Annotated in this window: 21 protein-coding genes; 7 read left to right on the top strand and 14 right to left on the bottom strand. The window is 65.2% G+C overall.

The window, feature by feature from the left end; genetic code table 11:
- Nucleotide 1: 1 nt before the first annotated feature.
- The 3 genes from ACUCCZ_RS02555 to ACUCCZ_RS02545 are packed head-to-tail and all read right to left on the bottom strand — an operon-like array spanning nt 2 to nt 1699.
- The gene (locus tag ACUCCZ_RS02555) at nt 2–1039 is read right to left on the bottom strand and encodes a phosphoheptose isomerase (RefSeq protein WP_435917749.1); all 1038 of its coding nucleotides are present in this window, start codon (nt 1037–1039) and stop codon (nt 2–4) included.
- Entirely contained in the window at nt 1036–1314 is a 279-nt protein-coding gene (locus ACUCCZ_RS02550; protein ID WP_435917750.1) for a Trm112 family protein, read from the bottom strand. Before ACUCCZ_RS02550 ends, ACUCCZ_RS02555 begins: the two co-directional genes overlap by 4 nt.
- Nucleotides 1315–1324: 10 nt before the next feature.
- A complete protein-coding gene (locus tag ACUCCZ_RS02545; protein WP_435917751.1) occupies nt 1325–1699 on the bottom strand; it encodes a DUF3499 domain-containing protein in 375 nt (124 codons plus the stop codon).
- A 78-nt stretch (nt 1700–1777) separates the two neighbouring features.
- Here ACUCCZ_RS02545 and ACUCCZ_RS02540 point away from each other — a divergent pair, with 78 nt between their 5' ends.
- Nucleotides 1778–2197 carry a metallopeptidase family protein gene (locus ACUCCZ_RS02540; protein WP_435917752.1) on the top strand — a complete coding sequence of 140 codons (420 nt, stop codon included), beginning with the start codon at nt 1778–1780 and terminating at the stop codon, nt 2195–2197.
- 12 nt (nt 2198–2209) lie between these two features.
- Here the strand turns inward: ACUCCZ_RS02540 and ACUCCZ_RS02535 are convergent, their stop codons facing one another.
- The 5 genes from ACUCCZ_RS02535 to ACUCCZ_RS02515 form a co-directional block, all read right to left on the bottom strand.
- Complete coding sequence (locus tag ACUCCZ_RS02535) at nt 2210–3748, bottom strand: DUF5719 family protein (protein ID WP_435917753.1); 1539 nt, start codon at nt 3746–3748, stop codon at nt 2210–2212.
- Nucleotides 3745–7089: a glycosyltransferase gene (locus tag ACUCCZ_RS02530; protein ID WP_435917968.1), complete on the bottom strand. Its 3345-nt coding sequence runs from the start codon at nt 7087–7089 to the stop codon at nt 3745–3747. The genes ACUCCZ_RS02535 and ACUCCZ_RS02530 overlap by 4 nt, the downstream gene beginning before the upstream one ends.
- A gap of 154 nt (nt 7090–7243) precedes the next feature.
- The gene (locus ACUCCZ_RS02525) at nt 7244–7501 is read right to left on the bottom strand and encodes a WhiB family transcriptional regulator (protein ID WP_435917754.1); all 258 of its coding nucleotides are present in this window, start codon (nt 7499–7501) and stop codon (nt 7244–7246) included.
- Nucleotides 7502–7649: 148 nt separating this feature from the next.
- Nucleotides 7650–8384, bottom strand: a complete 735-nt coding sequence (locus ACUCCZ_RS02520) for a hypothetical protein (RefSeq protein WP_435917755.1) — start codon at nt 8382–8384, stop codon at nt 7650–7652.
- A complete protein-coding gene (locus ACUCCZ_RS02515; protein ID WP_435917756.1) occupies nt 8381–9457 on the bottom strand; it encodes a mannose-1-phosphate guanylyltransferase in 1077 nt (358 codons plus the stop codon). The genes ACUCCZ_RS02520 and ACUCCZ_RS02515 overlap by 4 nt, the downstream gene beginning before the upstream one ends.
- Before the next feature lie 67 nt (nt 9458–9524).
- On the opposite strand from ACUCCZ_RS02515, the gene ACUCCZ_RS02510 reads away from it, so the two are divergent.
- A complete protein-coding gene (locus ACUCCZ_RS02510; protein ID WP_435917757.1) occupies nt 9525–10256 on the top strand; it encodes a TIGR03089 family protein in 732 nt (243 codons plus the stop codon).
- A 2-nt stretch (nt 10257–10258) separates the two neighbouring features.
- Here ACUCCZ_RS02510 and ACUCCZ_RS02505 read toward each other — a convergent pair whose 3' ends face one another.
- On the bottom strand, nt 10259–11284 hold the full coding sequence (locus ACUCCZ_RS02505; RefSeq protein ID WP_435917758.1) for a glycosyltransferase family 2 protein: 1026 nt from the start codon (nt 11282–11284) through the stop codon (nt 10259–10261).
- Nucleotides 11285–11389: 105 nt separating this feature from the next.
- Here ACUCCZ_RS02505 and ACUCCZ_RS02500 point away from each other — a divergent pair, with 105 nt between their 5' ends.
- Together ACUCCZ_RS02500 and ACUCCZ_RS02495 are read left to right on the top strand one after the other, a co-directional pair.
- Nucleotides 11390–12697 carry an LCP family protein gene (locus ACUCCZ_RS02500; protein ID WP_435917759.1) on the top strand — a complete coding sequence of 436 codons (1308 nt, stop codon included), beginning with the start codon at nt 11390–11392 and terminating at the stop codon, nt 12695–12697.
- Nucleotides 12698–12981: 284 nt separating this feature from the next.
- Nucleotides 12982–15942: a glycoside hydrolase family 2 TIM barrel-domain containing protein gene (locus ACUCCZ_RS02495; protein ID WP_435917760.1), complete on the top strand. Its 2961-nt coding sequence runs from the start codon at nt 12982–12984 to the stop codon at nt 15940–15942.
- Between the two features lie 72 nt (nt 15943–16014).
- On the opposite strand, the gene purE is transcribed toward ACUCCZ_RS02495, so the two are convergent.
- The 3 genes from purE to ACUCCZ_RS02480 form a co-directional block, all read right to left on the bottom strand.
- Entirely contained in the window at nt 16015–16605 is a 591-nt protein-coding gene (gene purE, locus ACUCCZ_RS02490) for a 5-(carboxyamino)imidazole ribonucleotide mutase (protein ID WP_435917761.1), read from the bottom strand.
- A complete protein-coding gene (locus ACUCCZ_RS02485; protein ID WP_435917762.1) occupies nt 16598–17770 on the bottom strand; it encodes a 5-(carboxyamino)imidazole ribonucleotide synthase in 1173 nt (390 codons plus the stop codon). The genes purE and ACUCCZ_RS02485 overlap by 8 nt, the downstream gene beginning before the upstream one ends.
- A gap of 249 nt (nt 17771–18019) precedes the next feature.
- Nucleotides 18020–18400 carry an MFS transporter gene (locus ACUCCZ_RS02480; RefSeq protein WP_435917763.1) on the bottom strand — a complete coding sequence of 127 codons (381 nt, stop codon included), beginning with the start codon at nt 18398–18400 and terminating at the stop codon, nt 18020–18022.
- A gap of 179 nt (nt 18401–18579) precedes the next feature.
- On the opposite strand from ACUCCZ_RS02480, the gene ACUCCZ_RS02475 reads away from it, so the two are divergent.
- A complete protein-coding gene (locus tag ACUCCZ_RS02475; protein WP_435917764.1) occupies nt 18580–19125 on the top strand; it encodes a PH domain-containing protein in 546 nt (181 codons plus the stop codon).
- On the opposite strand, the gene ACUCCZ_RS02470 is transcribed toward ACUCCZ_RS02475, so the two are convergent.
- A complete protein-coding gene (locus ACUCCZ_RS02470; protein ID WP_435917765.1) occupies nt 19109–19828 on the bottom strand; it encodes a Type 1 glutamine amidotransferase-like domain-containing protein in 720 nt (239 codons plus the stop codon). The genes ACUCCZ_RS02475 and ACUCCZ_RS02470 overlap by 17 nt on opposite strands.
- A 47-nt stretch (nt 19829–19875) precedes the next feature.
- The gene (locus ACUCCZ_RS02465; protein WP_462981554.1) at nt 19876–20592 is read right to left on the bottom strand and encodes a biotin--[acetyl-CoA-carboxylase] ligase; all 717 of its coding nucleotides are present in this window, start codon (nt 20590–20592) and stop codon (nt 19876–19878) included.
- Between the two features lie 201 nt (nt 20593–20793).
- Here ACUCCZ_RS02465 and ACUCCZ_RS02460 point away from each other — a divergent pair, with 201 nt between their 5' ends.
- Together ACUCCZ_RS02460 and ACUCCZ_RS02455 are read left to right on the top strand one after the other, a co-directional pair.
- On the top strand, nt 20794–22368 hold the full coding sequence (locus ACUCCZ_RS02460; protein WP_435917767.1) for an acyl-CoA carboxylase subunit beta: 1575 nt from the start codon (nt 20794–20796) through the stop codon (nt 22366–22368).
- Nucleotides 22365–22598, top strand: a complete 234-nt coding sequence (locus tag ACUCCZ_RS02455) for an acyl-CoA carboxylase subunit epsilon (protein WP_435917768.1) — start codon at nt 22365–22367, stop codon at nt 22596–22598. Before ACUCCZ_RS02460 ends, ACUCCZ_RS02455 begins: the two co-directional genes overlap by 4 nt.
- The last annotated feature ends 9 nt before the right edge of the window (nt 22599–22607 follow it).

Raw genomic sequence — 22607 nt, 5'->3', positions numbered from 1 at the left:
GTCAACCACGCAAGACTGACTCATGAATCTTTTCCAGACGGTTCAGTCCAAGGGACAGGTAGACGGCAGCGAAACTTCCCTGCAGCAAGAGGGCAACGTAGCGGTCCATCGAGGAGGACCTCTCATCAATACCCAGCGGCAGAGTGACGCTGCGCACCGTCACGTCGTGGACGCCACAAAGCTGCTCCAACTCTCGACGAACGGCCTCGTGCTCGGCCTCGGCGTCATCCATGACGACAAGGACCGGTCGACGCGATTCGCCATCGACATCGGGATCGGCAAACGGATCTCGTCTGGGAGCGGATTCAATGATGGGGCGCAGGGCGGCGGCGTCAGCCGACAGCGCGATTCGGCCCGTTGCCCGACGCATCAACTCGGCCAGGCGACGAGAAGCTCGGGCAGCCAGTACCGATCCGCCCCAGGTCAGGGGGTCGGCGTCAGCGAGGGCACAGGCCAGGTCCTTGGCCTGGTTGACCGCCAGGTCGCGATGCGGTGAGGCCAATTCGGCCACCATGTCCGCCACGCGAGCAACCTGGCCCGGATCGACGGCAGGGCCGAGCCCCAGATCACCCAGCACTGCCAGCGCAGCAACTGCGGCTGACATGGAGTCCTCGGATGCCATCCTTATGCGGGCGGTGTCATGGTTACCGGCGACATGCCAGGACTCGGTGTTCTCGGTGGAGGCGAGGATGATGGCGCTACCGCGACGCCGCGCCTCCGCCACCTGGGCCGCGCATCGTCGGTCAGCATCGAGGACGACCACGAGGTCCAGCGGGCCCACCCATGCCGGTAGACGTCGGAAAGGCCATGCAACGAGGGGCACCGGACACACCGGTTCCAGAACTGAGCGCACCAGACGGGCTTCCGGACCGACGACGAGGACTCCCCTGGGTTGTCCCCATTCACCGACGGTTCGACGCACCTCGTCGAGGTCGGCCGCGTCGCGACGGATACGTGCACCGGAGCTCGCCAGGTGTCGCAGAACCCCCTCCGTCAGAGGGTCGAGCGGCGCGTCGAGACGTGAGTCGTCGAAGGTCACTGAGGTCTCATCTCATGACGGCGAGTAGGTTCGAAGGCCTCGGTGTCCTGAGCGTCAGCGGTCCTCGTCACCCCGCGCTGGCGGGCGGCGTCCAGGCGAAGATCGGGAACACCGTCGCGCACCAGGAAGGCCAGCCCACAGGACGGTGAGGAACAGACGAGCTCCCCACTGTCGAAGTCAAGCGCGAACCGGGAGTGGCATGCCGGGCAGGCCGCCACCTCCAGGAAAGCCGGTGAGAGGTCGAGTGCCTCAGTGGCCAGCGGTAGATCAGGCATAACCGTCATCCTAATGGCTTGAGACGTCGTGGCTGGCGTCCGTGATCACCGACAGGTGGCCACGACGGCCCAGAACATGAACCGAGGCCGGATCTGGCTCGGGGAGGACCTCGTCTTCCAGCATTCCCACCTCGCGCACCGCCGCAGCTAGGGCCATGAGGTCGTCCACCGCAGGCGTCGGGGCGGAATCGTCGATGCCCGGGAGCCTGATGACTTCCCACCCCACTGGGGCTGAGAGGACTTCGGCGTGCCCAGCACACATGTCGTAGGCGCCGGGTTCACGGCCGGGTCCCAAGGGGCCGAGGACCGCGGTGCGCTCGGCATACACGTAGGTCAGCGTCGCAACTGCTGGTCGGGAACATCCGGGTCGAATGCACTCTCTCACTCAGGGCACGGTACGCCACGGCCCTGTTTTCCCCGTGATGCCACGCGGGTACCGGCGCATCCGCAATACAGTGGTCCCATGTCCAAGCGTCGAAACCGTCATGGCCGTGGCCAGCGCGGGCCAGTCGTCCTGCCGCGCGCCCATGGTGGGCGTATCGACCGCATTGACCCCACCAACGCTGAATTCTTCACGGCATGCCTGGCCGAAGCCATCCACCAGGTGCAGTGGTCGTGCCCTGGGATCCTCGACAACGTCGTCGTAGGGGCGGAGGACGTTCCCACCATGCCGGACTGGACCGAGGGACGGGTTCCACTGTCGTCGGCAGTCGAAGGCAGCGATGACTCCTCTGCTCGGGTCGTCATCTATCGGCGACCCCTCGAGCTGAGAACCGCCAGCCGCAGTGGCCTGGCCATCCTCGTGCATCGCACCTTGGTCGAGCAGTTGTCAGCCCTGACCGGCCTTCCGGTGGAGAAGATCGACCCCAGTATCGACAACTGAGGCCATCGGTTGTCAGCGCAACTGTGGATCGACGTCGACGCGGCGTCCGTTCGTTGAGGTGGCGACGGCATCCAAGGGCACGACGGCCAGACCGCTGTCAGACACCACACCACCGACGAGTGGGGCCGACCCGGCGATGTGCAGGTGGCCTGCGGCTGGAACCTTCCCTGACCACGTGGAACCGGCCGGAACCGTCCCGTTGACAGTGGTCTTCTTCCCGCCGTCAGTTGTCAGGGTTCCTGTGAACGTCACGGCTTCCTGACTGGGATTCGACAGCTGGAGGGTGCCGCCGGCGCCGAGGGTCTGTTCGAGCACCTCGCTGGGCGAGCCGGGTCCGACGAGGGCGAAGTCGGTGGTACCGTGCTTTCCCTGCACGAACAACCTGGCCACCAGTGGATCGTGGGCCGACAGCGTGAGGCCGACGGCCTCTCCTGCCAACGCCTTCGACAGATCGACCTGAATCGTCGAGCGCGGATCGATGTCAATCTCGTCAGCACCGTCAGGGATGAACGATCCGTGTCCCGCCAGTGCCGTCACGGACACGCTCAGCCGGGTCGTGCCGGGGTTGGAGACGACGAGGGTTGCCGTGGGTACCTTCGCCGGGACCGCTGGCACGTAGACGGTCTTGGCTGCGGGCGCCATCACGATCGTCTCGCGACCCTTGGCAGCCCAGGTACGGGCTCCGACGACGACTCGTCCTTCCCTCGAGTCGATCAGCGCGGTGACAGGGGCGGTGTCGTTGTCCCACACCGACAGCGGCAGCACCTTGGTCTGCCCGGGCGACACCCGGATGCCACGCATGCCGGCGGTGTCGATTTCTCCCTTGGGACCCAACAAGGTGACGTCGACAGTCGCCGTCCGCGTGTCCGCGTTGACGACCACGAGGTCCGAGGCAGACGGATTGGTGAGGCTCACCGCGCCACCAGTGGCCGCTCCCACGCAAGGAACCCAGGCCGTCATGCCATTCTCGGTGGCCAGGGCCGATCCCGTCGGAGCACGCTGCCCTGCCGTGGAACGAACGAATCCAGCCGAGTTGTCGATCTTCGTCACAGCAGGAACCGAGCTCTCGGACAACTTGTCCGCGGACGTACCGACCTGCAGACTGCCGCCCATGGAGCCAGCGGCGAGGCTGGCCTTCCCCTGGGAGGGCGGGCACACGAGGGTGCGCCCGGACGAGACGAGCTGAGCCGTCGGCGCCGTGCGTTGGGACTGCGGAATCGCTGTCGACAACAATGAGAGCGCCACGGCCACCACGGCCAGGGTCACTGCCCAGACCGGCCCCCTCCAGTGCTGCCCCATCTTGTCGTCTGTGGTCGGCCTGTCAGCTGCTGATGCTGTCGACGGGTCGTCGTGCCTGTCAAGGTCATCCTCATCGGCAGTGGCGACATCGTCAGGATCCATGGCTCGGGCAGGGCGGCGAACCGCCGGCTGGTCACCGACATCCTCAGCATCCACAGCTCGTCGGGCACGACCAGCCTCGACTGGTTCGGCCTCGAAGATGTCCTCGGGCTCCTCGTCATCGGCAAGGGCGCGGCGCGGACGGTCGCTCATGACTCCTCCTGGCGACGGTGACGGCGCGCCTTACGGCCACCAGCACGGACGGAACGGCGCGGGGCGACGGCACGGCTGCGCTGGGGGGCCTGGGGGCCGGCGGCGAGCATCAACACAACGAGAGCCACCAACTCGATTGCGCAGGCCCATCCCTGGGTCGGCATCGACCAGGTCAGGTCGCCACGAGCCGAGCCGACCTGGTAAGACTCCCCGATCCCGTGTTGGGGCGCCGGTTCGAGCTGGCTACCACCCACCTCGACCTTCCAGCGGTCGTCACGGGGTTCGAGGATCGTGAGGGTTCCTGACGTGGTGACCTTTCCGGCGACTGGCTCCTGGTCTGCGTCCACTGCACTGATGACAGCCCTGGACGGCTGCCCATACACCGTCCAGACGGTCGTCGTCGGATCCGTGTTGGCAGCCGTCAGACCAGCCGCGTTGCCAACCTGGGCTACGACGTCGGCTCCTGCCCCGCGCAGCCACAGATGGCCAATTCCCAGCGAGGAGAGCCGACTCGCAAGGTCATCGGGGACAGCACCGGTCGCCACAGCCAGAGCAAGGTCAGCAGCTGGATTGGCAATCCGGCTGTCCGAGGACATGACGGGACGCTCGCCACTTCCCCAGCTCGGGTTCTGGGCGTCGACGAGGTTCCAGCGGGCATCGCTGCCATGCACATTCACCATGAGGGTACGAGTCTGGCGCGGCGAGCCTTCCACCGCAGCGACATAGGCAGGACGCATCTCGTCAGTGATGGTCATCGGGCCCCGAGCGCCACCTACCAACCACCAGGCGCCACCTGCGGCGACGGAGACCGCCATCACCCAGGGCAGAAAACGATTACCGAGACCGCCGAGAAGCTCTGCCAAGGTGGGGGACTCATCAGCGGGATCATGATCGACCTCAGCCCGCGTGAGTGAGTCCGACTGACATGCTGCTGCGATGAGCACCAGCAGAACGCCGACACCCATGAGCTGCCACGGCTCAATGGCCGGATGAACCTGCACACCCCAGACGTCAACCAGGATGCGTGACCCAACACCGGCAAGGACGAGGCACACCAGGTAGACGAGGATGAGGGCCAGCACCCGGCCCCTCGGATGCCCGGTGCGGGATCCGACGGAGGCAGACCGGTCGATGACCAGACGCCACACTGCCCACAACGCGGCGATCCACACCGGGATCATCGCAATCAGGGTGAACGCGGTCGGAGCAACGCCCGGAACGATGGATCGTCCGACCAACAACCACAACCCGGCCCGGGTCTCGACGACAGGGCTCAACAGCGGCTCGGCCCCAGTCACCATCCGTCCGGGCTCACTGAACAACCGTGGAATCCACGGCGAGATGACCACGAGCGGTCCCACCGCAACGATGGCTGACAGCAGCGGACGACGCGGCCGAGTCATGAGGATGCCAACAGCAACCGCCAGCGGGTAGAGCCACAGCGCAGGGACCAGGCTGATCGCCAGAGCCGACCACAGGGCCAGGCCACCTGCCGACGAGACGCCCCCGACACGACGGTTACCCACGCCAGCACCGCGCAGTCCGGCGACGTCAACCGTTTCGGGGTTCACCAGGCGCCAGGTGTGCAATGCCATGTGGGGAAGGATGACTCCCAGTACCAGGGCCGTCACCGAACCGCGCGCCAGGCCTCCGGTGAGGATCGGTAGCAGTCCCCAGAAGCTGGACAGAAGCACCGCCGTCACGCCGACGCCGATGACGCGACGGCAGAGGCGGTGCGCGGACATCGCGGTGAACAGCGGCGTCAGGACGAGCAGGATGCGGACGAGGACTTCTGGCTTGCCAATCGTCAGGACCGACCCGAAGGCCGGCCAGGCAAGCCACGGGGCATTCGCCCCCGTCACGCCCGGAACAGCGGTGAGCCAGCGGTGCCAGGCGTCGGACAGATCGCGCGGGGCCGGAGCCAGCCATGTCGAGGTCACACTACCCGGCCCATACAGGCCACGGCAGGCAATGAGCCCGCACAGCACCATGAGCCCGACCATGACGGTGTACGGGTTGACGACGAAGTGATGGTCACGGGCGGTGAAGTCGTCACCGGTGAGATCGTCGATCGTCGTTGTGTCATCGTTGCGCCACGGATGCATCCGGTCAGAGAGGTCCCCGGCGTAGCGGTCGACGGCGCGGGCCCACACACTGCGCCGGCTGGGCAGCAGCCGATTGGTGTTCTCCAGATCGTCGGGGTCGCACCGAGCGTGGAACTCCTCCAACCGCTGCGACATCTCGCGAGTGAGTGAACGGGTCTTCCACAGCTGCCAGCCGGCTCGCCACTCGTCGACAGCACGGGAAGGAGCCTTGCCGACCAGCAGGACGATGAATCGCCAGAGGCTCGCCAGCAACAGGGCGGCACTGGTGCGAGTCGGATGACCGGTGCGGGCCGCGACCATGCGCATGCCAGCGAGGCGGTCGGTGGCGTCCGGACGAGGGGCCAGGTTCGACTCGCGTTGCCACCCTCGACCGGCCTGACGGTGATGGATGGTACAGGTCGGGGCGGTGCGCACCACCATGCCTGCCTCGTTGGCACGCCACCCGAAGTCGACGCCGTCACGGAAGAGGGGAAGGGCGGGATCACACCCGCCCAGACGGCGCCACGCCCCGAGCCGAACGAACATGCCAGCCGTCGATCCTCCCAGGATCGGGCTGGGATCGGCCTGCTTCTGGTCGATGTCACCGCGGTCAACGACGGGAAGAACCCGAGTACCTCCAGTACTGACGCTCTGGCCCTGCTCGTCAATGAACTCGGGGTAGTTGTGACGAGCCGGCTTGAGCAAGGTCGGGTACAGGACGTCAGGGTGAGGCTTGCGTGAAGCCTCATGAAGCAGCGAACTCAACGAGTCCCGACGTACCTCGACGTCGTCATGCAAGATCCACATGTGGGTGACGTCGTCAGGAAGACGATCAAGGGCCAGGTTGATGCCTTGGCCAGGCGTGGTGTCAGCGCTGGCCGTCACGAACTCCTCCAGCAGCCCCTCCCCGACAGCCTCTTCGAGCATCTTCGTGGACCCGTCGGTGGAACCCAGGTCAACCGCGATCTGGACGGCGGCCCTCTCGTCGCTGCGACGCAGGGCGTTGAGAGTTCGCGGCAACCAGTCAGCCGCTTGGTGGACGAGCAGGATGACGGCGACCTCGTCAGCGGTGATGTCAGGGACGGCAGGCGTGCGGCGCTCGTGCGCCCATGCCCAGTCCTCCGGATCGGCCCGCACCGATGGGATGACGGGAATCGTCCAGTCCGTGAGCCCCTCCACAGTGCGTGGAGCATCGCCGCGGTCAGCCCGACGGCCCTCGTCGGGCTCGGTCCGCGCAGAGTACTTCTCGTCACTCACCTGGTAGGCCACCTGTTCGTTGACGTCTTGGAGCTCGGCGTGCACGTCACATGTACACGATTGATCATCACACACATCAATCGCGCCGACGGTAACTCCGGGCAGACAGGGAATACTACCGGGCTCTCATCACCGTAGTCTGACGCGAGAATGGTCACGCCCGCTTGCGCAGTCGACGCCTCTCCATCTCGGACAACCCGCCCCAGATTCCGAACCTCTCGTCGTTTTCGAGGGCGTACTCCAGGCACTCCCGACGCACCTCACAGGACTCACAGATACGCTTGGCCTCACGGGTGGATCCGCCCTTCTCAGGGAAGAACGCCTCCGGATCGGTCTGGGCACACAAGGCCTTGTCATGCCACTCCGGCTCGTCGTCACCGCCTCCGGCAACCAAAGTCAGAATCTCGTCCATGGGGGAAGCTCCTCGAGATCAGACGCGGCGGGTTCCGCGCCGATGCACAAACTACACGTGTGAGATTCAGCGCGCGACTCCATCTCGGGAAAACCCCGCAACTACCGGCGTGTCGCATCGGGGATCATGGCAGAGGTGTGGTTGATTCTCACCGCCATTCGCGGTCGTTCGACCACTGGTGGCCCTCTGCGTCGCCTCCGACCTGTTGAGATGTCGAATCGCTCGACCACTTCTGAGCGTTTCTGGTCTGACCAGGGTCCCATGCGGATGCGCCTTCGCCACTCGCCGCATCACCGGCCCTCGTCCAGACCGCACCGACACCCTCAGGCCAGCTGAACTCCTCCTGAGCGGGGATGTCAGCCTCCTGGGTGACCGCGAGTTGACCTGCAGGTTCCAGCTTCACACCCTCCGCCTCAGATTCCACGTCGGAACCCTCGGCTTCGTCAGAAGTGGCTGCCTCCGGCCGCGTCAGCACCAGCAGTACCCACGCAGCCAGGACCTTGATGGCAATGGCCAGAAGGTCACCGAAGAGCCCCAGGGACGCCCCCAGAACTCCCCCAGGACCATGAACGGGAGCGAGCAGAGCAAGGATGAGGTCGAATCCGGCAGCACTCGCCACGATGAGAGCAGACACCTTGCCGAGCAATTCGGCATGAGGAGTCGCCGGACGAATGAACCGGCACACCAGGACCGCGGCCAGCAGCAACAGGATCATGCCGATGCCCAGCGAACTTCCCGACAAGCTACGAGCCATTCCGAAAAGGCCGCTGTGCTCGTGGATCATCATCGTGACGGCCCGCACCAGGAAGGCCACGAGAAATCCGATACTGACGACGATGACGGTCCATGCAATGGGCTCGCGGATTTCCCGGGCGTTCTTCACGCGAATCGTCCTCCCGCCTGGGCAGCCACCTCAGCCACCAGAGCCTTGACCTGCTGGGAGTGGGAGAGCGGCACCACCAGGGTGGCACGGTCGGTGCTCACCACGGCCATGCCGTGCAAACCTGCCACGGCAAGCACGGTATCAGGACGGTCGTTGATGAGCAGATTCCCGGCTGAGTCGACGGTGACGGTCATACCCGTCACGTTGTTACCCCCACCGTCCTCAGGCAGGTGAGGGGCCAAGGCCTCATAGGAGCCGACGTCGTACCACTGGATCTCCAGCGGAATCGCAGCGACATGTACTCCGCATCCGCCGTGGGAGGCCGGTTCCATCACCGCGATGTCGACGGAGACCTTCTCCATGAGCGGGTACACCTCGGCGATCCGGGACGGATCGGCGACAAGCTCGTCAACCTGGTGGCGGGTCCGGGGCTTGAGTTGGGACACACAGTTCAACAGGGTCGATGCCCGCCAGACGAACATGCCGGAGTTCCACCAATACTCGCCTGAATCGAGGTATTCGCGGGCAAGCTCCGGGCTGGGCTTCTCAACGAACTCGAGAACCTTGTAACCACGAGGATCCGAATCCAGCGGGCCACCCCGGTGAAGGTAACCGAAACCGGTGTTTGGCTCGGTGGGGACGACGCCGAAGGTCACCAAGGCGGCAGGGTCGTCCGTGGCGAGATCGAATCCGTGTTGCAAGGCGGCGCGAAAGTCGTCAGCAGGACGGATGATGTGGTCAGCCGTGACGACAGCCATGACGCCGTCAGGATCGCGGTCAGCGATGATGCCAGCCGGCCATGCCACGGCATTGAGGGAGTCCCGTCCGACCGGTTCACCGAGGATGTTCTCAGCCGGGAGCTCCGGCAACAGCTTGGCCACGGTATCGGCATACGAGGCGCCGGTGCACACCAAGATGTTGGCGTCCGGAACGAGACCGGCCACCCGCTCGTAGGCCATCCGCAGCAGGCTCATCCCGTCAATGAGCTCCAGCAGCTGTTTGGGCTCTCCCTGATGAGACAGTGGCCACAGGCGCGTACCGGACCCGCCTGCCAGGATGAGGACGTGTTGCATGTCGACAGAGTATCTGACCACACCGACGCAACCGTGTTGGACGCACCGCGGCGTTTCATCCTTCACAATGGTGGCCATGGTTTCCCTGGCCCGACCGACCGCCTCCCGCAGCTCCGACCCGCTCACCGCCCTGTGGCGTCGCAGCGAGGAGGCGGGTGCGCTGCCGATCCTGACCTGGTATGACGGCACAGATCGCGGTGAATTGTCCGCCCGCACCCTGCTCACCTGGGTGACCAAGTCCGTTCACCTCCTCGACTCCGAGGGGATCGCGGCAGGAGACGTCGCGAGGTTGTCGGTCCTGGGGCAACGCCCTGGCCACTGGACCAGTTGTGTGTGGCTGTTGGCCTCCTGGTGGGCCGGTCTACGGGTCGACCTCACCGGGCAGGACGAAGCCGCGGTGGAAGTGACCGGCCTGGCCACCGACCCTGTCGGCTCCCCCGAGGTCCTCGTCCAGTGCAGCCTCACGCCATTGGCAACCCCGTGCCAGAACCCCATCCCGGGCGCCATTGACAACGCGGACGTGCTGGCTGGCCCTGACGACCTCGTCGCTGCACGACCCGCCGCTGCCGGGTCGGTGTGGCTCAAGGGATGTCAGGAATGGACCGGGGAACAGTTGTGTGGCGTCGCGCCACTGGACCGACCGGTGCTGCTCTCCCCGGAACGGATTCACGTCGGTGGTGGCGAACTCGTCGCCACGATCCTTGTCAGCTGCCTGCTCGGCGGCGGATCACTCGTCCTGGTCGAATCGAGCGACGATCTCGGGGCCATCTCCGCCCAGGAAGGTGCCGTCGAGGTGTGAGGTCAGTCCTCGGAACGCTCACCGAGACCGACGAGGAATCCGACTCCCCAACTCATGTGCATGATCGCCAGCACCATGGGCAGGCGGGCCCGGACGCTCGGCTCCATGTCGCGTTTCATCGCGGCCGATCCAACCCCGATGATGCTTCCGTAGCCCAGCGGAGCCGCCCATCCAATGAGGGGCCAGCGCTTCAGCCAAGGCTTGCCCTTGGCCGCCTCGACGATTCCGACGACTCCGAGGGCCGTTCCCGTCACGACCCCGGTGACGGCGATGGGAGCGGCCAGGTAACGCAAGCTCACCGAGTCGTGATGGCGACGCATGACCTCGCGACGCCACTGGCCGGTGCGGAAGAACTGCTTGGCCAACGCCTTGACGGTGGAGCGGGGTCGGTAGGTCACCCGGAGATTGGGGCTGAACCAGACTTCTCGTCCCGACTGACGCAGGCGGTAGTTGAGCTCCCAGTCCTGAGCGCGATCAAATTCGGGGCAGAAGCCGCCGACAGCCTCCAGATCCGCCTTGCGGAACACCCCGAGGAAGACCGTCTCCGCTGGCCCTTCCGGGGCATTTCCCTGGTGGAATGAGCTGCTGCCCAGGCCAAGCCTCGAGGTGTAGGCGACAGCGACGGCCTGCTCGAAGGGGGTACGGCCCTTGGCATCCATGATTCCACCGACATTGGCCGCCCCGGTTCGCTCCAACAGCTCGACCGCCGTCGCGATGTACTCCGGGCCGAGCTCACCGTGAGCATCGACGCGCACGATGATGTCGTGCTGGGAAGCGGCCACACCGAGATTGAGGGCCTTGGGGGTCGTTCCGTCGGGATTGTCGATGACCCGAATGCGATCGTCACGTGCAGCCAACTGCCGGGCAATCTCAGCGGTGCGATCAGTGCTGGGAGCGATGGCGAGAATGATCTCCATCTGCCCCGGGTAGCCCTGGTTGAGGACACCAGCCACCGATTCCTCGAGATACCGTTCCTCGTTTCTCACCGGTATGACAACACTGACCGGGGGCGCGAGGTATGACGACATGAACGACATTGTGCCAGTTCGGAAGAAACTGTGGATCCTGCGGCACACGGGACTCGCCCGACAAGGCTCACGAATCTGCGTTGACCTGCGGCTACCGTGGAATTCATGCCTAACCGAGACACCGGGCGCGGTCCTCGCGACAAGCGATCTCGTCAGTCCGACCTGGACTGGCTGTACGGAGTCGACGCCAACGACGCCACCCGTATCGATCCGACACCTGCACCACGCAGCGAATCGGGCCGACCCCGCAGTGGGGCGGGCCGCTCGCAGGGTGGTCAACGCCCGCACTCCCGGCAGGGTACCGACCGATCCACCCGTCCAGCCCCACAACCGCGAACCTCCCGGCGTCCTGCCCCCGACCCGTACCGATCTGGCGGCCAATCGGCCCGGCGGCCCCCGCGCCAAGCCCCTCCACCTCCTCGTCCGCGCCAGCCTGCGAGTCGTCCCGCACCGCACCCCCGCAAGCGTCGGCACCCCTTCAAGACCATCATGGTGCTGCTGTTGGCGTGGCTCGTGTGGCTTGTCGCCGTACCGTCCTATGCGTTGAGCCGGACCGGAACCGTCGACGCCACCCCGGACGGTCCGCGGGGTGCGAGTCATCCCGGCACCCTCGTGCTCCTCGTCGGCACCGACGAGAGGCAGAACCTCACGACGAAGCAACAGAAGGAATTGGGTACCGGCACCGAGGGCGGCGTTCGCACCGACACCATGCTGCTGCTCTACATGCCGCCGCAGGGAAAGAACGTCCTCATCTCCCTGCCACGCGACTCGTACCTGCCCATCCCCGGGCACAATCGCAACAAGCTCAACGCCGCCTACTCGATCGGTGGTGCCAAGCTACTGGTCCAGACCATTGAAAAGGCCACTGACCTGCGTATCAACGGCTACGTCGAGATCGGGTTCAGCGGCTTCGTGGAAGTGGTGGACGCAGTCGGGGGGGTCGAGGTGACCCTCGACAAGCCGATGGTCGACAAGGATTCCCACACCAACCTTCCTGCCGGTACCCAGACCCTCGACGGGGTTCAGGCCCTGGGATACGTCCGCATGCGCAAGGCCGATCCTGAGGGTGACCTGGGGCGCGTCAAGAGACAGCAGAAGGTGGCTTCCCAGGTCGCGCAGAAGGCCATCAGCCCGTGGACCTTCATCAACCCGGTGCGTTACTGGAACCTCAACATGGCGGCCTCGGACGCGGTGAAGCTCGGCACCGACACCTCGACCGTGACCACCCTCAAGGCTGCTCGCGGACTCATGAAGGTTTCCGGCAACGACGGCATCAGGATGACAGTCCCGGTGTCGACGGTCTCGGCCTACACCTCGGCAGGCTCCTCGGTGCTGTGGAATGACAAGAAGGCGGCCCAGCTGTGGGGCGAACTGAGGAACGGTGACACCTCGAGGGTGACCGAACTGTCCTGACCTGACACCACGACGCCGCGATCGACCATCGGCTGGCAGCGTCGATTTTTCCAGTCGTACCACGGTCTGAAACACCCGTGACAGCCGTGATGGTGTGGGCAGACCGTGGTAACTCCGGGAAACCATGCCGGTACTGCCACCCCTCCTGCTCGTGAGACACGCATCTTCCGGGATCACCACGGGCGTGCCTGCTGACCGGTCACACCCCACGTGGAAACTCGTGGCGCTCATCCGTTGAAACCGAGATGTACACGTTTTCACCGGCGAGCTCTACGGTGGTGCTCATGGTTGCCAATGCCGACACCGCCCCAGGGATCGACGCCGCCCTGACGAACCTCGTCCCGTGGCAGGGACCCGTGGCCCCACGAGCCCACCTTCGCACCGACGCCCCCACCCTCGACCTGTCGGGAACCTGGCGTTTCCAGCTCGTTGGCTCCCCCCTTGAGGCACCGGAGGGTTTCTTCGACCCAGAGTTCAACGACACCAACTTCGTCGACCTCGTCGTTCCTTCGATGTGGCAGATGACCGACCCGGCGGGCGAGGCACCCTTCGGCCGCCCCACATATCTCAACGTCAACTACCCGATCCCCGTCCCGGCGCCCGACGAGGACATCGTCGTTCCCGATGAGAATCCGACCGGGTGCTACCGCCACACCTTCGAAGTCGGTGAGAACTTCACCAACGCTGAACGGGTGTTGCTGCGTTTCGAGGGAGTCGACTCCTTCTGTCGCGTCTGGCTCAACGGAGTCGAGCTGGGTTGGACCAAGGGTTCGCGTCTCACCAGTGAGTTCGACGTCACTGCGCAGCTGCGCCCCGGCCGCAATGTGCTGGCGGCAGCCGTCAGCCAGTGGTCCGACGGCACCTTCCTGGAGGACCAGGACATGTGGCGGATGTCGGGGATCTTCCGCGAGGTCACGTTGCTGGCACGCCCGCACGGCGGCATCAACGACCTCTTCGTCCACGCATCCTGGCGCGACGGGACCGGCAAGCTCACCATTGACGGACCCGGCGGCGCCACCGTCACCATTCCGGAACTCGACGTCACCACCACCTGCAACACCGAGGTGACCATCCCCGACGCGCGACCTTGGACTGCTGAAACCCCGAAGCTTTACGACGCCACCGTATCGACCGGCTCCGAGACCGTCTCCCTGCGGATCGGGTTCCGCACCGTCGCCATCGACGGGGACGTCATCACCGTCAACGGGAACAAGGTCGTCTTCCGAGGCGTCAACCGGCACGAGTGGGATCCGCACACCGGACGCACCCTCGACGAGGCGACCATGCGCGCTGACCTCGAGCTCATGAAGCGCCACGGCGTCAATGCCGTCCGCACCTCGCACTACCCGCCGAATGCCCGCTTCCTCGACCTGTGCGACGAGTACGGGGTCTGGGTACTCCTGGAGTGCGACCTGGAGACCCACGGTTTCGAGTGGGGTGGCTGGGACGGCAACCCCACTGGCGACGATCGCTGGTACGACTGCCTGCTCAACCGCATCCAACGCACCGTGGAACGGGACAAGAACCATCCCTCGATCATCGGATGGTCAATGGGCAACGAGTCCCACTGCGGTGAGGGCATTCGTCTCATGAACGACTGGGTCAAGCATCGCGACCCGTCTCGGTTCACCCATTACGAGGGTGACCACGCCCACGCCATCTCCGACGTGTGGACCATCATGTACCCGAGGATGGAGTGGGTCGAGGCCATCCGCGATCGCACCGTCATGCCGGGTGCCGAGCCTGCCCCGCAGACCGGCCGCGAGCTCGAGCTTCCCTTCTTCATGTGCGAGTTCGCCCACGCCATGGGAAATGGTCCGGGAGAGCTTGCTGACTACGAGGAACGCTGTTTCGACCCGCATTTCCACCGCGACCGTATGCACGGCGGATTCATCTGGGAGTGGATCGACCACGGCATCGACACCGAACGCGGACATGCCTATGGCGGCGACTTCGGCGAGGTGCTGCATGACTCGAACTTCGTCTGCGACGGACTCATCATGCCCGACCGCATCCCCTCACCCGGCCTGCTGGAGTTCACGGCGACGATGGGTGCGGTACGTATCGAGGTCGACGGGTCACGTTTGCGCGCCGGCGACGGCATCACCGTCATCAACCGCCTCGACTTCGCCGATCTGTCCGATCTCGAATTCGTCTGGCAACTCGTCGACGACGGCAAGGTCACCGACGAAGGTGTTCTGGACATCGGAGCACTGCCCGCTCATCAGTCCTGGACCGGATCCGTGCCGGTTCCCGACGAGATCTCCGACCGGATGGTCGTCGTCGTCGAGGCCAGGTTGGTCAAGGATACCGTCTGGGCTCAGGCGGGCCACGTGGTGGCACGGGCGTCGGGCCTGCTGATCCCTGAGCCTCTCCCCCGTCCGTGTCCTCCGGCATCGTCCCACCCGCGTCGCGACGGTAGCGGCTGGGTTCTCGGACCTGCTCGCTTCGACCGTCGTGGTCGTCTCGTGGAGTTGGGCGGGAACGGCATCGTCGCACCGGTTCTCGATCTCTTCCGCGCCCTGATCGGCAACGACCGGGCCAGCAGCCTGGCTCGTAACAACATTGGTGGCTCCGCGCTGGCTGCCGGTCTCGACCGGCTCGTCCACACCACGGTCTCGGTGCGCGAGGAGGGAGATGACCTGGTCGTCGTCACTCGTAGTGCCGCGGCAGCTGCTCGAGATTCCATGACGACGACGTGGAATTGGCGAGCCGTCCAGGCCGACGAGGGATCCGAAGGGATCCATCTCGATCTCCACGTCGAGCCTCACGGGCACTGGCCGACAATGCTGGGTCGCATCGGCGTGACGATGGGCCTGCCTGAGGAATGGACCACCGTGTCCTGGTTCGGACTTGGTCCGACCGAGAATTACCCGGACTCTCGGCGTGCCGCCACCTGGGGGCGTTGGGATTCCGAGGTGGCAGGTCTTCAGACGCCTTACGTCATGCCTCAGGAGAACGGTCTTCGCCAGGGAGCCCACGACCTGACGATCACCGGCCCCGGCGGTGGTCTGCGTATCGCTGCTGATGGCAGCTGGCCAGCCTTCGCGGTTCGTCCCTGGACATCGAAGGCCCTGTTCAACGCCGCCCACACGTGGGATCTGGAGCCCGACGGCCACACCTGGCTGACCCTCGACGCCCTCTCGGCCCCGCTGGGATCGACCTCCTGCGGCCCGATGCCGATCATGTCCCACCGGTTGTACGCCCGCCCGGTTGATATGTCGCTGACCCTGTCCCTGATCTGACCAAGGGTCTAGAAGCAGCGAACTGGCCCCGGACCGCAACAGTTCGGGGCCATCCGCGTATCGATGACTCGCTCAGGGGCGCGAGTGGGTGCGCACCTTCTCCCCCTTGGCGGCCGCCATGTCGTGCAGCTCGGTCTGGTACTTGACCATGGCGTCGCACAGCTCGGGATTCGATGCGGCAAGAATCCTCACGGCCAGCAGACCGGCGTTCTTGGCATTACCGACACCGACCGTCGCCACCGGTACACCACCAGGCATCTGGACGATGGACAGCAGGGAGTCCATGCCGTCGAGATGGGCCAGCGGAACCGGCACTCCGATGACCGGCAGCGGGGTCAGCGCGGCAACCATACCGGGCAGATGGGCAGCACCACCGGCACCGGCGATGATGACCTTGATACCGCGCTCGTGGGCGCCACGGCCGAACTCGACCATGTCCTCGGGCATGCGGTGGGCCGAGACGACGTCCGCCTCGAATCCCACGGTGAAGTCGGTGAGCACCTGGGCGGCGGGCTCCATCGTCGGCCAGTCGGAGTCCGAACCCATGATGATCGACACCTGCGGGCCCATGGTGTCACCCGCCATCCGGTGTGCGGTCCCGGCCGCTGTCCCAACCTTGGTGTCGCAACGCGGCTTGCGGCTGTTGACGGTGGTCTCAGGCATCGTGTTCTCCCATGAGGTAGGCGGCAGCATGGTGCGCTCGGCGACGAGTCGTCTCGACGTCGTCACCGAGGCAGGTGACGTGACCGACCTTGCGGCCGGGTCGCACGGACTTCCCGTACAACTCGACGCGCAGTTCCGGGTCACGAGCGAAACAGTGTTGCAGAGCCCCGGTCAGGTCCTCCTCGGACCCGCCGAGGACATTGGCCATGACAACCACGGGAGTGGTCAGGGCCGGTGAACCGAGAGGAAGGTTGAGCACGGCTCGCATGTGGTTCTCGAACTGGCTCGTCTGCGCGCCATCAATGGTCCAATGGGCGGTGTTATGGGGTCGGGTGGCCAGCTCGTTGACGACGACGGAACCATCCTCGCGCTCCATGAGCTCGACGGCGAGGACTCCGACGACATCGAGGCGCCCAGCAATGTCCAGAGCCATGGTCTGCAGCTCCACCTGGCGGTCCGAGGACATGTCCGGTGCCGGGCTGATCGTCTCGGCGCAAACCCCGTGACGCTGGATGGTCTGTGTGACCGGGTAGGCGGCTCCCTGGCCCGATGGGGAGCGAACGACGACGGCAGACAGTTCACGACGGAAGTCGACGAACTCCTCGGCGAGGATACGAATTGGCTGCTTGCCGTCGGCCAGTCCGCCGGCAGCCTCAAAGGGTTCCCCGGCATCGCCGGGACCGTCGATCTTGAATACTCCCTTGCCGTCGTAACCGCCGCGAGACGTCTTGGCGATGACGGGCCAGCCGTGCTTCTCACCGAAGGCGACGAGATCGTCGGGGGCGTCACAGACCTTCCAGGCCGGGTTCGGGAATCCCTCCTTCTCCATGAACTCACGCATGACGACCTTGTCCTGAGCGTGGACCATGGCAGCCGCCCCTGGGCGCACGGCGTACCCGGCCTGTTCCATCTCCTCGACGAGGACGGTCGGCACGTGTTCGTGGTCAAAGGTGACGACGTCACACCCCGCCGCGAAGTCCATCACGGCGTCGTGGTCGAGATGGGAGCCGACGGCGACGTCAGACATCACCTGGGCCGCGGACTCGTCAGGGTCGGAGGCCAGCAGGCGGGTGCGCACCCCCAACCCGATCGCAGCCTGGTGCATCATGCGGGCAAGCTGCCCGCCGCCAATAATTCCAATGGTGTAGGAGGTCACGACCCTCATCGTAACGGCCACCGGACACAGAACCGCGGGAGAGCTGTCCTCCCGGATCTTCCACCCGTGGATGTGCCCGCCGGATCGCTCACGTATCGGGGTCACGTCGAAGGCCGACCTGGCGTTGACAACGATCGCCCGTGGCCAAGCCGAAAGGATACAAGGCTGCTGCCACCCCAGCAGGCGGAGTGCACCTGTTTTCCCGGATTCTCCACGAGCGTTGCGGGGCAGGTGGCCGAAGCTGACCGGGCAAGGCCTTCAGGACCGACGTGTCAGGGCCAGACAGGCCAGGGTCAAGACACCGCTGAGGAGCAGGACAATCGTCGTGACGCAGATGGTGCCGCAGGCCCTATGCAGGATGTTGCGGACGTGGAAACGACGTACCAACCGCACATCCACCAACGACGACACGGCAATCATCATCGAATTGATCACAAACGCCACGGCATGGAGCTTGGACGACAACCCGAGCTGCTGCAACACGTATGGGGATGTCGAGACGTGGGCGAAGAGGGCTCCGACCCCGATCGAGAAAACCAGGGTGTACCTGACGAAGAGCTGACCGACAGCCATGCCGATCATGAACGACGTCAAGGTGAGCTGGACCGTCGCCGAGGTGGTGTCCAGATCGTGGGTCATCTGGACGAAGGTCGGCAGACACACGTCCGTTCCCAGCGGGGCCGCGGCAGGCGAGAAGGCCAGTGCGGCGAGGGGAAGTGGACACTCTCGACGTTGATGTGGACATCCAGCAGGACTTCCGGGACACAGACCGCCCGCACGTGACTCGTTCACAGTGCGAGGTCGTCCATACTGGAACCATGGTGCGAGTCGGACAGCCGCTGCGGCGCAATCATGGCGAGACGGTGCTGGTGCACTCTCGTCGTCACGCCAAGGCGCTGTCCTGGCCCGTCGTCGTCGGGTTCGTGGCAGTCGTCGGGGCTGCTGCCCTGCTCGGACTCATGACGGTCGAGATGCGAGCCCAGTACTGGCCGATCGTCGCGGCCATCGCAGCCGCACTCATCCTCGTCGGCACCGTCGTCCCGTGGTTGAAGTGGTTCACCACGACGATGACGGTCACCGATCGACGCGTGATGCTGCGTCATGGCGTCGTGGTCAGGCGAGGTCACGACGTGATGATCGACAGCCTTGTTGACGTGTCCTGGCAGGCGGGCGTGTTCGATCGGATCATGGGTTGCGGGAAACTCGTCCTCACCACCCCGTCGGACCAGATGGTCCTCAATGACGTCCCGGGTGCCCGCCGGGTGGCGGACCTCCTCGCTGACCTGACCGACGGGCGCTATGACGGCGACGAATACGGTGACAGCTTCCAGCAGCAGCCGTGGGAGGTCATAATAGCACGGTGACGTCGAGCTCCTCGCGCAGAACTCCCGACGACGTCGGCTCCTCGGATGCGGAGAACCTCGAGACCGTGGCCTCCTCACGCTCGGCAACCGCGCCGGAGAACTCACCGTCGGCGAAGTGGATCGCCGCTCCATCATCAACCGCGTAACCGGCGGGAAGAACTCCGTTGGCAACCGACTGGGCATAGATCGGGGCACGTTCCGACTCGCCGTCGAAGTGGGGACAGAACGACCCGTCGAGCAAACCCATGCCACCTCGCCAGGCACGCAGGTCACCGAAGGCGTCAGTCAGACAGCCGGAGAACCAGCACGCCGCACCGGCGGCCACCCCGGCGAGCACGACGTCATCCTGTGACGAGGTCATGCGGCGGATGACGTGGTCGACACCGTGCATCCGCCACAGCGCCATGAGGTTGGCAGCCGAACCAGCGCCTGACACGATGACGTCGGCCCGGGAAAGGCGTTCCACCGACTCCGCCGCCCCCTGCCACAGGGTCAGCACCATGGTCCGCACACCCAGCACCGAGTAAGCGGCCAGAAAACGATTGACGTAGACCGGGTCATCGGCTGCCGCGGTGGGGGCAAAACACACCAGGGGCGAGGACTTTCCGGACAGGTCAAGGATGTGACGGTCGAGAGCGGTGGGCTCACCACGGTTCGACATCGAGAAACCGCCGCCACCAAGAGCCAGGATGTGGGTCGTCATGGTCAGCAGTCTAGGTGGTCGGGACATTCAGGGGGCCGTGGTGGAACTCACCTGGTGCGCAGATGGGTGACATCTCCCGCGTTGAAGCTGCGACGTCCTTGCGAGGTCTCCACCACGATGGCACCGTTGACATCAACGTCGACGCCGACACCGTCGACAGCCTCGTCACCTCCACCGATGATCTCCGGGTCAAAGGTCAGTCGCACCGGGGCACCGATGGTGTCGCATCGCGCCACGTACTGATCCCGCACGGTTCCGGTCCCCAGCCACACCGTCAGCAACTCGTCGAGGTGGACCAGCAAGCTGGCCAACAACTCGTTCTTGTCGTGGTTCAACCCGCACAACGCCAGGGAGGTCGCCGTCGGGACGGGCAGCTCGTCGATCCCCATCGACACGTTGATCCCGATCCCGATGACGGCGTGTGGACCCGCCGGTCCATCGACACACTCCGACAGGATCCCGCACACCTTGCCACCATGATCGGCGCCAAGATCCACCAGGACGTCATTGGGCCACTTCAACGTCACCCGGGAGCGATCGGCCCCGCCGACCTCCTCGATGGCCTCAACAACGGCGAGTCCGGCCACCATCGAGAGCCAGCCCCAGTCCTGGGCGGGACGATCATTGGGCACCAGGGCAGAGATCGCCAGACTCGTTCCCGGGACATCGTGCCAACTGCGTGAGAAACGTCCTCGGCCACCATCCTGGTGATCAGCAACGAGGAGGCGAAACGAGGTCCCTCCGGCGCGGACGAAGGCGGCCATGTCAGCGTTGGTCGAGCCGGTGGAGTCGACGCACGCAACCCCTCCCCCGCGCGGCCCGGTGAACATGGTGTTCCCGGCAAGTTCGACGACGCGATCAGCAATGGCAGCAGGTGTGGAAGGCACCCGCACAGACTATCCACCCTCCGTCCCGGGAAGCGGCCCGACACCACGCTTGTCGCCTGTGATGGATAGTCTCGGCCCATGGAGATCGACATCCACACCACGGCAGGAAAGATCGCCGACCTTGGTCGGAGGATCGACGAGGCCGTCAATGCCGCATCCCCCTCGGCCATCGAGAAGCAGCACGCCGCCGGAAAGATGACCGCCCGGGAGCGCATTCTGCGGCTGCTGGACGAGGATTCCTTCACCGAGCTCGACGAGTTCTCTCGTCACCGCTCGACGAACTTCGGCATGGAACGCAAACGTCCCTACACCGACGGTGTCATCACCGGTGTCGGTACGATCCATGGTCGTCCGGTCTGTGTGTTCAGCCAGGACGTCACGATCTTCGGTGGATCCTTGGGCGAGGTCTACGGCGAGAAGATCTGCAAGATCATTGATTTCGCCGTCAAGACGGGCTGTCCCCTCATCGGCATCAATGAGGGCGGCGGTGCTCGTATTCAGGAGGGCGTGGCCTCGCTGGCCCGGTTCGGCGACATCTTCCGTCGCAACACCAGGGCCTCGGGCGTCATTCCCCAGATCTCCATCATCATGGGCGCCGCAGCTGGCGGTCACGTCTACTCCCCCGCCCTGACCGACTTCATCGTCATGGTCGATCAGACCTCCCAGATGTTCATCACCGGCCCAGCTGTCGTCAAGCAGGTCACCGGCGAGGACGTCTCCCTCGAGGAATTGGGAGGGGCCCGTACCCATTCCACGAAGTCGGGCAACTCCCATTATCTGGCCAATGACGAGGACGACGCCCTCGAGTTCGTCCGCGACCTCGTCAGCTACTTGCCGCAGAACAACCTGGAGGATCCGCCGTTCTACGATGACGGCGAGGCTGACCTGACGATCACCGATCATGACCGCAAGCTGGACGTCCTCATCCCGGATTCCGCGAACCATCCCTACGACATGCACGAGATCATCACGACCGTGCTCGACGAGGACACCTTCCTGGAGATCCACGAGCTCTTCGCCCCGAACGTCATCTGTGGATTCGGACGCATCGAGGGCCGCGTCATCGGCATCGTCGCCAACCAGCCCATGGTCAACGCCGGCACTCTCGACATCGACGCCTCCGAGAAGGCTGCCCGGTTCGTCCGGACCTGCGACTCCTTCAACATCCCGGTGCTCACCTTCGTCGACACCCCCGGATTCCTGCCCGGCGTGGAGCAAGAGCATGACGGCATTATTCGACGCGGCGCGAAACTCATCTACGCCTACGCTGAGGCCACGGTGCCGCTGTTGACCGTCGTCACCCGCAAGGCCTACGGCGGCGCCTACATCGTCATGGGGTCAAAGACCCTCGGTGCCGACGTCAACCTCGCCTGGCCCACGGCCCAGATCGCTGTCATGGGTGCCGAGGGAGCCGTCAGCATCCTGCACCGCCGCACCCTGGCCACCGATCCCGATCCGGAGGCCAAGCGCAAGGAGCTCGTCGACGAGTACGAGACGACCCTGTCGAACCCGTACCAGGCGGCTGAGCGAGGCTGGATCGACCAGGTCATCCACCCGCACGAGACCCGCGCCTCGGTCATCCGCACCCTGCGTCTGCTGCGCACGAAGCGCGAGGCGCTACCTCCCAAGAAGCACGGGAACATCCCGCTGTGAGTGGGCACGCCATGGACGATGATCCGATCAAAGTCACGAAAGGGCATCTCACCGACGAGGAGCTCGGCGCCCTCGTCGCAGTGCTGACCGAGCTCACCCGTCCGGGCCCGAACGCCTATGTGCCCGACGACCGACCGATCGCTTTCGGTTGGAAGTCCTATTGGCGCACCATCCGCGAGCCATTCATGCCCGGGCAAGCGGCCTGGCGAGGGTCCCTGCGACGCTACTGACATGGCCAC

The organism is Cutibacterium nasicola (assembly GCF_052654715.2).
The sequence above is the reverse complement of the archived record's forward strand: the minus strand, read 5'-3'. Positions and strand labels throughout refer to the sequence as shown.

Coding starts and splice junctions, on each gene's coding strand:
- ACUCCZ_RS02460 (WP_435917767.1), top strand. CDS start 20,794: ATGGAGATCGACATCCACACCACGGCAGGAAAGATCGCCGACCTTGGT.
- ACUCCZ_RS02495 (WP_435917760.1), top strand. CDS start 12,982: ATGGTTGCCAATGCCGACACCGCCCCAGGGATCGACGCCGCCCTGACG.
- ACUCCZ_RS02480 (WP_435917763.1), bottom strand. CDS start 18,400: ATGACCCACGATCTGGACACCACCTCGGCGACGGTCCAGCTCACCTTG.
- ACUCCZ_RS02485 (WP_435917762.1), bottom strand. CDS start 17,770: ATGAGGGTCGTGACCTCCTACACCATTGGAATTATTGGCGGCGGGCAG.
- ACUCCZ_RS02470 (WP_435917765.1), bottom strand. CDS start 19,828: ATGACGACCCACATCCTGGCTCTTGGTGGCGGCGGTTTCTCGATGTCG.
- ACUCCZ_RS02550 (WP_435917750.1), bottom strand. CDS start 1,314: ATGCCTGATCTACCGCTGGCCACTGAGGCACTCGACCTCTCACCGGCT.
- ACUCCZ_RS02515 (WP_435917756.1), bottom strand. CDS start 9,457: ATGCAACACGTCCTCATCCTGGCAGGCGGGTCCGGTACGCGCCTGTGG.
- ACUCCZ_RS02475 (WP_435917764.1), top strand. CDS start 18,580: ATGGTGCGAGTCGGACAGCCGCTGCGGCGCAATCATGGCGAGACGGTG.
- ACUCCZ_RS02465 (WP_462981554.1), bottom strand. CDS start 20,592: ATGGCCGCCTTCGTCCGCGCCGGAGGGACCTCGTTTCGCCTCCTCGTT.
- ACUCCZ_RS02540 (WP_435917752.1), top strand. CDS start 1,778: ATGTCCAAGCGTCGAAACCGTCATGGCCGTGGCCAGCGCGGGCCAGTC.
- ACUCCZ_RS02510 (WP_435917757.1), top strand. CDS start 9,525: ATGGTGGCCATGGTTTCCCTGGCCCGACCGACCGCCTCCCGCAGCTCC.
- purE (WP_435917761.1), bottom strand. CDS start 16,605: ATGCCTGAGACCACCGTCAACAGCCGCAAGCCGCGTTGCGACACCAAG.
- ACUCCZ_RS02535 (WP_435917753.1), bottom strand. CDS start 3,748: ATGAGCGACCGTCCGCGCCGCGCCCTTGCCGATGACGAGGAGCCCGAG.
- ACUCCZ_RS02525 (WP_435917754.1), bottom strand. CDS start 7,501: ATGGACGAGATTCTGACTTTGGTTGCCGGAGGCGGTGACGACGAGCCG.
- ACUCCZ_RS02505 (WP_435917758.1), bottom strand. CDS start 11,284: ATGTCGTCATACCTCGCGCCCCCGGTCAGTGTTGTCATACCGGTGAGA.
- ACUCCZ_RS02500 (WP_435917759.1), top strand. CDS start 11,390: ATGCCTAACCGAGACACCGGGCGCGGTCCTCGCGACAAGCGATCTCGT.